Origin of the sequence: Pseudanabaena sp. 'Roaring Creek' (assembly GCF_001402795.1) — a bacterium.
Lineage (GTDB): Bacteria > Cyanobacteriota > Cyanobacteriia > Pseudanabaenales > Pseudanabaenaceae > Pseudanabaena.
The window spans coordinates 1-10,267 of sequence record NZ_LIRE01000098.1; the positions used below are offsets into that span (position 1 = coordinate 1).

The following is a 10,267-nucleotide window of genomic DNA, read 5'->3' on the forward strand; positions in this document are numbered from 1 at the left end:
TATAGCTGTCGCCAATTGTACTAGGACATAAACCTCAAGAATTGACTGGCGGCGCTTCGCGCCGCCAGTCAATTCTTGGGGTTTGATTTGTCCTAATTCAAGAATCCCGATATAAAACCTGTGACGCACGCGCAGCTTGCGCCACAGGTTTTATATCGGGATTTTAATTGTGCTGAGGTACTTCAGCATATTTTGACGATTATTTGGGGCTAAATAACCATCCTTTTTTCCAAAAGTAAAACAATAGTCCCCCTGACATTCCCAACATCCCCAGCCAGCATAGAGCATAGCCATAGGGTAGTTTTAATTCAGGCATATTGCCAATTTCAGTATCGAAATTCATGCCATACACTCCCGCCACAAATGTTAAAGGGATAAATACCGTAGAAATTACGGTTAAAAAACGCATAATCTCGTTGGTGCTATTACTCAGGGAGGATAGGTAAATATCCATGAGGTTGGCGGCTAATTCGCGGTAGGTTTCGACCATATCAATGACCTGTACTGTGTGGTCATAGCAATCGCGGAGAAAAACTCGTACTTCGCGATCGATTAAGGGGCTTTCTTCCCGAATTAACGCATTAATGGCATCGCGCTGCGGCCAGATCGCCCGTCTGAGCAGTAAGAGTTCGCGCTTGATTTTGTGGATCTTATCGAGGGTTTGGCGAGTGGGTTTCTCCACCACTTCATCTTGCAAATCTTCAAGTCTTTCGCCATAGTCCTCAAGTACGGGAAAGAAGCCATCGACGATCGCATCGATCAGGGCATAGGTGAGATAGTCTGACCTTTGCGATCGGATTACGCCGCGATTACGATGAATGCGTTGGCGGATTGGTTCAAATACGTCATTTTCGGGTTCCTCCTGCACGGTTAGGACGTAGTTTTTACCTAAAATTAAGCTGACTTGCTCGTCGTAAAAGCCTCTACCATCTTCGCGACTAGTGACCATGTGCAAAATGATTAGTTCTTGATCGTCGAAACTTTCTACTTTGGGACGCTGGGGAATATTGACGATATCTTCCAGTACGAGAGCGTGGAGGCTGAATACTTTACCTAGACGCTGCAATACATCCTCAGAGCCTAAACCTTGGACATCAACCCATGACACTGAATGACTATCGAGATAGGGAATACAATCTTCGGGGGTGGCAAGTTGAACCCCCAAAGCTTCCGCCGCATTGTAATCAATCAAGAAAATATTGGGAATGCTAGCATCCGCATCAATGATTAACGTTCCTGGCGGACTCCCTGGTTCTGGCTCGTTAAAGTCATAAAACTCCAATTCATCATCATTATCAGAATCATCTTCAATGGGACTAGGCTTAAATCTGGTGGGGTTATGAAGCATGGTTAAGCGAGTCATGAAATACACTTGTCAGTGTGCCACATTGTTAAGTCTAGTCCGTCTATAAAAATGTGGGAATCACAACACTTTGCAACACCAGCATCTTTTTATATTTTTTCTGAAGTTTATGAAATGTCAAATAGTCCGCAAAAGTCTAAAACTAGATCGGTTTAATTTTCTATCGATCGCTGTTTTGGCGAGTCTGGGTTTAAGTAATAGTTTTGGGGGCAAAGCGATGGCAGGGGCTTTACCTGAACAAATTTTATGGGGTAAACCGACTTGTGATGTGAGTAGGGCGGAAGTTTTGCGAAAACATGAATTACGAAAATCGGCTTTAATCGCTAACACCAATAATCCGAATGCTCAAGCCCAATATCAAGCCCAATATCAAGGAATTATTCAAAAACATAAAGCCGACCTCCAAACCTGCCGCGATCGCACCGCACCGCAAACCCAAGCGACTTGGATCCGACTCTATCCTAATGATGCGAAAGCAGGGGTGTTAGAGGATGTATTTGATAGGATGGCGAACCGCGGTTATAACCAAGTATTCGTTGAAGTTTTTTATGATGGACGGGTCTTGTTGCCCGTCGCCGACAATCCGACCCCTTGGCGATCGGTGATGGAAGAGGCGGTAAATGCGGGTGAAGTGCCTGCGGATTACGATCTCTGGAAAAAAGCGATCGCGATCGGCAAGGAGCGAGGCATTAAGGTCTATGGTTGGTCATTTACGATGAACTTTGGCTATGGCTATAGCGAAATTAAGGGGCGATCGGGGGTTGTGGCAATTAATGGCGATGGGGATAACAGTATTGCCAATACTAATTTTGATCGCAAACTGGTGAGTAATGGTCGAGCTTTTTATGAAGATGCCTATGAAGCCGATCACCTGTTTATCGATCCCTATAACCCGATCGCTAAAGCCGATCTGACTGCGGCGGTTAAGGCGCTGATGCTGCGCCAGCCCGATGGCATGGTATTTGACTATGTGCGCTATCCCACCAATACCACGGGGAATTTAATCGATAACGTCAAGCAATTATGGATTCATGGGGCAGCTTCGCGATCGGCTTTGCTCAATAGCATCGATAATCGCAACGTGCGGGAATTGATGGCGATCTATCTCAAAAAAGGGGATTTGACCGCGGATGATGTCGTGCAGACCGAGAAGAAGCTGACGGAATCCCTCAAGGTCAAGCCCACTAATATCAAAAATCCTGCGGAAACAGCCGCGATCGCTGAAGGTTTACTGTGGAATATTGCTACGAACCATGCCTATCAGGGAGTAATTAATTTTGTCTCTACAATTTCGGCTCCGCTCAAGCAAAATAATATTCCCATCGGTACGGTCTTTTTTCCCAATGGTAATCGGGTGGAGGATGGTAAATATGAGGCGAGAATGCAGCCTTGGGATCGTTTTCCTGCCTATATGGAACGTCATCCGATGACCTACGCGCTTTGTAGCGATGGTAAATGTGTTGCCGAGCAAGTTGCCGAAGTTGTGCGTCAAAGTCCTCCTGAAACCCTCGTCTGTCCAGTCTTAGCAGGTACTTGGGGACAAGGTTTTGATGGGCATCCCAGCTTTGAAAAGCAAATGCAAGCTATTCTTGCCATTGAGCCGAAAATTAATTGCTTCAGTCACTTTGTCTATGCATGGTTGGAACCCGAAAGCGATCGCCTGCGTAAAGCTGGTAAGGCAACAGGACTAGAGCCAGCGACTATACCTAATTGATTTTGATTAATACCAAAACTAAAAATGGCGTAGCCATTTTTAGTTTTTCAAACCAATTTTCAAAGACCAAAAGTAAAAGCCTTGCTTAGCAAGGCTTTTACTTTTGGTCTTTGGATAAAGGGTTTGCGTAGCAAACCCTTTATCCAAACTCGTTTTCAATAATGGTCGGCAGCACGCCGACCATTATCAAAATTACTTGAGTTCCGATAGGGCTTTACGTGCTTGGGCTAAGCCATCGATATTCCCCTGTCGATTAAAGAACCGCTCCGCATTTTCGAGCATCTGCCGCGCCTCACTCGTTCGTTGTTGTGATGCTAATAATTGACCTAGGGCTAAGTAAGTCGGCGCATCTTCCGTATCGATGTCGAGAATTTGACGATAGGCAACGATCGCCCCCGATAGCGAACCCTGCTGAATATAGAGAGCGGCGATCGCCTTTTGTAATTCGATGGCATTGCTAGAAGGAATATTCTTGGCGGCGGCCGCAGTCCGCAGCGCCGTGATCGCTTCAACGTAATTACCTTGACTTTGGAATACTCTAGAAATAGCGAGATTTGCCGAGAAATGGCGAGGATTGATTTCTAAGGCTCGTTTGTATTTTGCGATCGCTTCTTCCGTTTGATTTTGGTCGGCGAACAATCCCCCGATCGCCACTAAAACATCGGCATTGAAAGGGGCAATTTTATCCGCTTGGTTGTAAATATCAAAAGCACCCTTGCGATCGCCCTTAAGCTGTAAAACATAGCCTAAGTTCAGGTAGCTCTTAGTTTCGTTGGGAACGGCGGCGATCGCTTGGCGATAAATCTTGATCGCTTCAGGGTAGTTTTTTTGCTCGGTCAGCAGAAAACCCACACTGTTATAGGCATCAATATTTTGCCGATCTAAATTGATGGCGCAACGATAGGCGGTCAAAGCATTGGGATAATCCTTGATGCGGACATAGACAAAACCTAGCGCATTAAAGGCTTTAGCATTGGTTGCGTCCAGTTTTGTCGCCTTTTCCAAAGCTGCGATCGCCGCAGAGTAGTTATTTTGTTGGGTTAATAAAAAGCCCAAACTCGTCAGAATTTTAGAGTTTTTGGGTTCGAGATTTGCTGCTTGTTGATAGGCGGCGGCAGCTCCTGATATGTCATTTCTTTGCCAAAGGAGCTTTCCTCGCTTGATCCATTCCGTGGCATCCTTTGGGGATTGGGCATAGGCGCGATCAGCGCGATCGTTAATTGGAAGAGACACTGTTCCAGCGAGTGCGATGGCTAGAGGGAGAATTAGTCTGAGGAGAGAACGAAACAAGCGCATAAGCTTTTAATTTGCGTTAACGAATTTTACCCTTAAGTACAAAACCTTTGCCGATAAAATTCTATTCTTCTGGTTTTAACTCTTCTATATTAACAAGATTAATCAGATTAACTAGCTCGACGGAGTTCGGTGCGTTACGTGCATCAGTAAAGTCGGTGCCCTCAATGCTCCTTAGGGTTGACAGATAGGTTCCTGTCAAATCCGCCCCGATTAATTTAGCATTTGCGAGATTAGCCCAATTTAGCTTGGCATTAGTTAGATTCGCTCGACTGAGATCGGCTCCAGCGAGATTTGCACCCGTTAAATTTGCCCGCGTCAGATCGGCTTCCGTGAGATTTGCACCCCGCAGATCGGCTCCATTTAAGCAAGCCCCAGTCAAAAAGGCATTGGATAGATTGGCGCGACATAGGCGCGATCGCGTGAGATTGGCACTGGTCAAAAACGAATTACTAAAGTTAGTCTCAACTAAAATGGCATCGCTGAGATCGGCTTCGATGAGAAAGGCTTCCGATAGGTTCGCTCCAATTAATGAAGCTTGTTCCAGAATCGTGCCGTTCAAGTTGGCTTGAATTAAAATCGAGCCACTCAAATTAGCGCGGTTCAAATTGGCAAGATTCAATTCTACATCCTCTAAATTCGCTATATCGAGGGTGATCTCTTCGAGATCTGCCTCAATAAAATTTGCCCCAGATAAATTGGCTCCAGTTAGAATTAATCCCACAAGCGATCGCTTGCTAAAATCGCGATCGCCCGAAGCGTAGCTGTCAAGAAGTTCTTTGGCATTCATGGTTGGTGGGGAGATGGTTAGGGACGGTAACCCGAAGCAATCAATTGTGCAACCGATTTGGCATGATACGACAAGATAATATCTGCCCCCGCCCGCTTCATGCTCAGCAGAGTTTCAAACATAACCTTCTTTTCGTCGATCCAGCCAAGCTGGGCAGCGGCTTTGACCATGGCATATTCACCGCTCACATTGTAGGCAGCTACAGGTACATTAGTCGCATCTTTTACCTTAGCGATGATATCTAAATAAGCGAGGGCAGGCTTGACCATGACGATATCTGCGCCTTCCGCAATATCCAGATATACCTCCTTAATTGCTTCGCGAGAATTGGCTGGATCCATTTGATAGGTCTTCTTGTCCCCAGATTTGGGAGCAGATCCGAGGGCATCGCGGAAAGGACCATAGTAGGCGGAAGCATATTTGGCTGCGTAGGCGAGAATACCCACATTCTCAAAGCCATTGGCATCGAGTCCTTGCCGAATTGCGCCAATGCGTCCATCCATCATGTCGGAGGGAGAAACAAAGTCAGCACCTGCGGCAGCCTGAGAGATAGACATTTTGACGAGAACTTCTACCGTCTCATCATTGAGGATTACGCCATTTTCATCAATGATGCCATCATGCCCGTGGGTAGTGAAAGGGTCGAGGGCAACATCAGTGAAGATAATAACTTCAGGAACCGCGGCTTTAATCGCTCTGACTGACCGCTGTGCCAAACCTTCAGGATTAAAGCTCTCTGTACCCGTGAGATCCTTTTTCTCTTCAGGAACCGCAGGAAAAAGAGCGATCGCCTTAATTCCCAAGGCGAAAATCTCTTCTACTTCCTTAACTAGTAAATCGAGGGTAAAGCGATAGGCTTCGGGCATGGAAGGAATTTCAACGCGATTATTCTCTCCTTCCATTACAAACATTGGATAAATAAAATCATCAACGGAGAGATGGTTCTCTCTCACGAGACTGCGAATAGAAGGATTGCGGCGGAGGCGACGAGGGCGGTGAGTGAGTTGCATTGATGTTTCTTAATTTTTCTTAATAGATTTGGCGCAAAGATATCAAATCAAAATGCTTAAAACGCTTGTTTTTAAACTGCAATTATACCAGATTGGCAAACATACAACGCTTTGCGCTCAAACCCAAACCAAGGAAAATTTTGAAAGCGTTGCGAAGCAACGCTTTCAAAATTTTCCTTGTGGTTCGTTTGATCGATAATTGCTGTAAGTTTATGTATGCTTAGCACTGCCCTAAAAATTGGAAGGATGATAATGAAAGTATTTGTAGCTGGAGCCACAGGGCAAACAGGACGACATATCGTAGCTGAATTAGTAAGGCGGCATATTCCTGTGAGAGCCCTAGTTCGCGATGTAGAACTGGCGAAAAAACTTCTGCCCCCAGAGACGGAAATAGTGTTAGGAAATGTTATGTTTGCCGAAGGCTTGATTGAAGCGATCGCTGATTGTGATCTGCTGATTTGTGCGACGGGGGCAAAGCCGAGTCTTAACTTCATGGAGCCCTATCTGGTGGATTATATTGGCACCAAAAATTTAGTGAAGGCTGCGAAGTCGAAGGATATCAAATGTTTTGTGCTAATTTCTTCCCTTTGCGTATCGAAATTTTTGCATCCTTTAAACCTCTTCTGGTTAGTTCTATTTTGGAAAAGGCAAGGGGAGCAATATTTACAAGATAGTGGTTTGAAATATACGATCGTCCGTCCTGGGGGATTGCTTAACTATGAGAAGCAGGGTGGGTTGGTCTTGTCTGGTGCGGATACTTTATTTGAGGGGAGTATCTCGCGTACTAAGGTGGCGCAGGTTGCCGTGGATGCTTTATGGGTAGAAGCAGCCCAGAATAAGATTGTCGAAATTGTTACTCAGGAAGCAATCCAAGAGCGCCCGATCGCAGAATTGTTTGCGATGGTTTAATACCAATTCGTGAAAGTGTTCTCACACTCGTCAACTGAATCAGGACATAAAGCCCAAAATAGTGTTGCCGCGCGGAGCGCGGCAACACTATTTTGGGCTTTACTTTTGTCGTAACAAGATTGGCGGCAGCTATCAGAAATAGCGTAGCCATTTCTTAACTTGGTACAACGGTTATAGGATGGAATCAGTCTGAATTTTCGGAATTGTTTTCGGAATTGTTTTCGGAATTGATAAGAGCCACGCACGCAAACCGTACAATCAAACCAAGCAAAAATGGCTAAAACTGTATTGATTACTGGAGCCTCATCGGGAATTGGCAGGGCAACGGCTTTGTATTTCCAGAAACAAGGCTGGAATGTCGCTGCCACTATGCGATCGCCTGACCGAGAAATAAATAGAACCGATAGCTTAGTCAAGCTCGATCGGATAGTTTGTATTCTGCTAGATGTAACTAACCAGACTTCGATTGCTGAGGCAATTGCTGCGGCGATCTCTAGGTTTGGCACGATCGATGTGTTGGTAAATAATGCAGGCTATGCCACGTTAGGAGTTTTTGAAGCTTCTACGGCTGAGCAAATCCAGCGTCAATTCGATACGAATGTTTTTGGCTTAATGGCGGTTACGCGGGCTATCCTCCCCCATTTTCGCGATCGCCAGCAAGGAGTAATCGTTAATGTGGCTTCCATTGGTGGACGCGTCGCCTTTCCCCTTTATAGTCTCTACCATGCTACAAAGTGGGCTGTGGAAGGATTCTCTGAGTCTTTACAGCATGAACTCCTATCCTTTAATATTCGTGTCAAAATTATCGAGCCTGGTCCGATCAAAACTGATTTCTACGAGCGATCGTCCGATCGCGCCAGCAATGCTGGTTTTCCAGAATATCAGCCCTTTAGCGATCGGGTGTTAAGCAACCTTGATCGCATTGGTACAACTGGAGCCCCTCCTGAAGTGGTTGCCAAAACGATCTATCTAGCAAGTACGGATAAATCATGGAAGCTGCGTTATCCAGCCGATCCCCTAGCTAAGCAATTATTATTTTTACGGAAGATTTTGCCTGATTTTCTATTTACTAAAATCGTGCGTCAGTCAACAAAAGTCTAGATAACAATAGCTATCAATAGCTATTGTTATCTCCCAATCAAAAACCAAGAAGAAAATGGCGGCGCGAAGCGCCGCCATTTTCTTCTTGGTTTTTAATCAAAGTCCAATAATACCAATTCCCAAAAGTGTGGCTACACTTTTGGGAATTGAAAACCAAACCCAGTAAGGGTTTTAAAATCACAAAATGGCAACGCCATTTTGTGATTTGGTATAAGTAGTGGGCGGTGCTCCGCACCGCCCACTACTTATTTATGCTTAATTTCCTGAAGTTATTGGTTTTGGTTTGGCGGTGGAAACTGGTTTGAGAGGAATATTATTGGACAGTAACCAGTCTTTGCCAATCCTCACGGTAATATCTGACTCAATATCACCCGTTGACTCAACAACTACTTCCCCAAGCCCCAAGGCATCGCGAAGTTTCTCGGCAGTTTCGCGATCGCCATTTTGAGCAATAATCTGAGTTTTAGCGATGGATTTTGTCCAGCGATCGCTGGCGGGAAATACTTGGGCATATCCCGCTTTAGATAAAACCGTGGTTGCCTTCTTGGAGCCTTCAGGCTGGGACATACTATCTTGGATCGCCACCCGCAGACTTTGAGGAGAATCATCGGATGCACTCACATCGGCTTGTTTGATGACTCCAAAACTCTGGTTCATGATCTTGGCAAGCAGGCGATTATCTAAAATCCAATAGCTCAGATTATCAAATTCCCCAGGGTTACTAAATCTGCCTGGAGCCATATGCATCTGGATTTTTTTGCGATCGATTTTCGAGGTATAACCTGCGATCGCTAGAAATTCTTCTACTGATAGATTGGTGTCAATATTGTCCTTTATGATCGCTAGTACTTCGGGTAATTTAGCGACGGTTTCGGGCTTAAGCTTTTGATCGATAAAGGCACGGAAAAAAGCCTGTTGACGCTGGACACGCCCAATGTCGCCCAGATCGTCATGGCGATAGCGCATATACTGAATCGCCTTATTCCCGTTTAATTTTTGTTGTCCTGGATTGAGATTAATATATAGATGTTGGCTGTCATCTTGATATTTCATCTTTTTCGGTACATATACATCAATCCCGCCTAGGGCATCAATTAATTTACCAAAGCCATTGACATTAAAACGGATGTAGCGATCGATCGGAATATCGCCAAGTACTTGGCTGACGGTTTGTGCCGATAGAGCTGCCCCACCTGCATAGTTGGCAAAATTGATCTTCGTTTTGCCGACTCCTTGAATATTCACACGACTGTCGCGGGGAATTGATAGAACGGCAACCTTTTGGGTAGAGGGGTCGAAACGGATCAGTAACATTGCGTCACTCATGCCGTTGAGATTGTCGTCTAGCTCGGCTAAATATTTACCTTTAGGTCGAGATTGGGCATCAGGTAGGTCAGAGGTAAGCATGATCGTCCCTAACACCAAGATGTTAACTGGACGGTTTAGCGTTGGTACTCCTGCGATCGCCGAGGTCATGCCTTCGGAGTTACGATTAAATACAGCGGCTTCATCTGCGGATAGTTGGTGCTGCTGAAAAGGTCTGCTACTTAAGACAAATGCTAGGCCTGCACCTAGTCCCCCTGACAACAGCGCCACAAATAGCACTACAAAAAGTGTCCATTTATGTTTGATTGAAGCCACTTTGGGCTTCGGTGACTTGTTTGACAAATCAGATTTACCTAGATTGATGGGATTTGTTGCCACAGGTAGGGAATACTCCTCACGACTGAACGTTGACTTCAGCGATCGCCCATCCATGAGCGGGGATGGTACTCAACAAGAGTTTTGATTTTAGGGCTTTTGGTAATTTGCCCATCTCAATTCACTCTCACTTAAGAGTTTTTACAGGGTTCTTAAGCTTCGCAGACTAATTTTCATCCAACTTTAGCATTGTAACGTAAATTATTATTACAAACGGCAATGTAGTCTATTGTGCGGAATCAAATTAATTTGACAGATTATGCAGGATATTTGGTCGGATAATACTACATATTTGCCAATTTAGGGATTATCCAATCGGGGCAAAAATTGTGAAGTAAACCTAAGATTAGCTGAGTTATAGCTATAGTCAGTAATGTTAGGACAAA

General features: G+C 45.0%; 8 protein-coding genes. 3 read left to right on the forward strand and 5 right to left on the reverse strand.

All coding sequences use genetic code 11. From position 1 onward, the window contains the following. Positions 1 to 199 precede the first annotated feature (199 nt). Positions 200 to 1,363 carry a magnesium/cobalt transporter CorA gene (gene corA, locus AC805_RS03195; protein WP_156341294.1) on the reverse strand — a complete coding sequence of 388 codons (1,164 nt, stop codon included), beginning with the start codon at positions 1,361 to 1,363 and terminating at the stop codon, positions 200 to 202. A gap of 109 nt (positions 1,364 to 1,472) precedes the next feature. On the opposite strand from corA, the gene AC805_RS03200 reads away from it, so the two are divergent. Further along, positions 1,473 to 3,077, forward strand: coding sequence for a hypothetical protein (locus AC805_RS03200; protein WP_055074076.1), 1,605 nt, complete (start codon positions 1,473 to 1,475; stop codon positions 3,075 to 3,077). A 192-nt stretch (positions 3,078 to 3,269) separates the two neighbouring features. Here AC805_RS03200 and AC805_RS03205 read toward each other — a convergent pair whose 3' ends face one another. The 3 genes from AC805_RS03205 to hemB all read right to left on the reverse strand — a co-directional run bounded on the left by AC805_RS03205 (position 3,270) and on the right by hemB (position 6,170). Next, positions 3,270 to 4,373 carry a tetratricopeptide repeat protein gene (locus AC805_RS03205; RefSeq protein ID WP_055074077.1) on the reverse strand — a complete coding sequence of 368 codons (1,104 nt, stop codon included), beginning with the start codon at positions 4,371 to 4,373 and terminating at the stop codon, positions 3,270 to 3,272. Between the two features lie 61 nt (positions 4,374 to 4,434). Further along, entirely contained in the window at positions 4,435 to 5,160 is a 726-nt protein-coding gene (locus AC805_RS03210; RefSeq protein ID WP_055074078.1) for a pentapeptide repeat-containing protein, read from the reverse strand. Between the two features lie 17 nt (positions 5,161 to 5,177). Next, on the reverse strand, positions 5,178 to 6,170 hold the full coding sequence (gene hemB, locus AC805_RS03215; protein WP_055074079.1) for a porphobilinogen synthase: 993 nt from the start codon (positions 6,168 to 6,170) through the stop codon (positions 5,178 to 5,180). Positions 6,171 to 6,422: 252 nt separating this feature from the next. On the opposite strand from hemB, the gene AC805_RS03220 reads away from it, so the two are divergent. Together AC805_RS03220 and AC805_RS03225 are read left to right on the forward strand one after the other, a co-directional pair. Beyond that, positions 6,423 to 7,079: an SDR family oxidoreductase gene (locus AC805_RS03220; RefSeq protein ID WP_055074080.1), complete on the forward strand. Its 657-nt coding sequence runs from the start codon at positions 6,423 to 6,425 to the stop codon at positions 7,077 to 7,079. A gap of 273 nt (positions 7,080 to 7,352) precedes the next feature. Then, positions 7,353 to 8,180, forward strand: a complete 828-nt coding sequence (locus AC805_RS03225; RefSeq protein WP_055074081.1) for an SDR family oxidoreductase — start codon at positions 7,353 to 7,355, stop codon at positions 8,178 to 8,180. A gap of 255 nt (positions 8,181 to 8,435) precedes the next feature. Here AC805_RS03225 and AC805_RS03230 read toward each other — a convergent pair whose 3' ends face one another. Further along, positions 8,436 to 9,938, reverse strand: coding sequence for an LCP family protein (locus AC805_RS03230; RefSeq protein ID WP_055074082.1), 1,503 nt, complete (start codon positions 9,936 to 9,938; stop codon positions 8,436 to 8,438). Between the last annotated feature and the right edge of the window lie 329 nt (positions 9,939 to 10,267).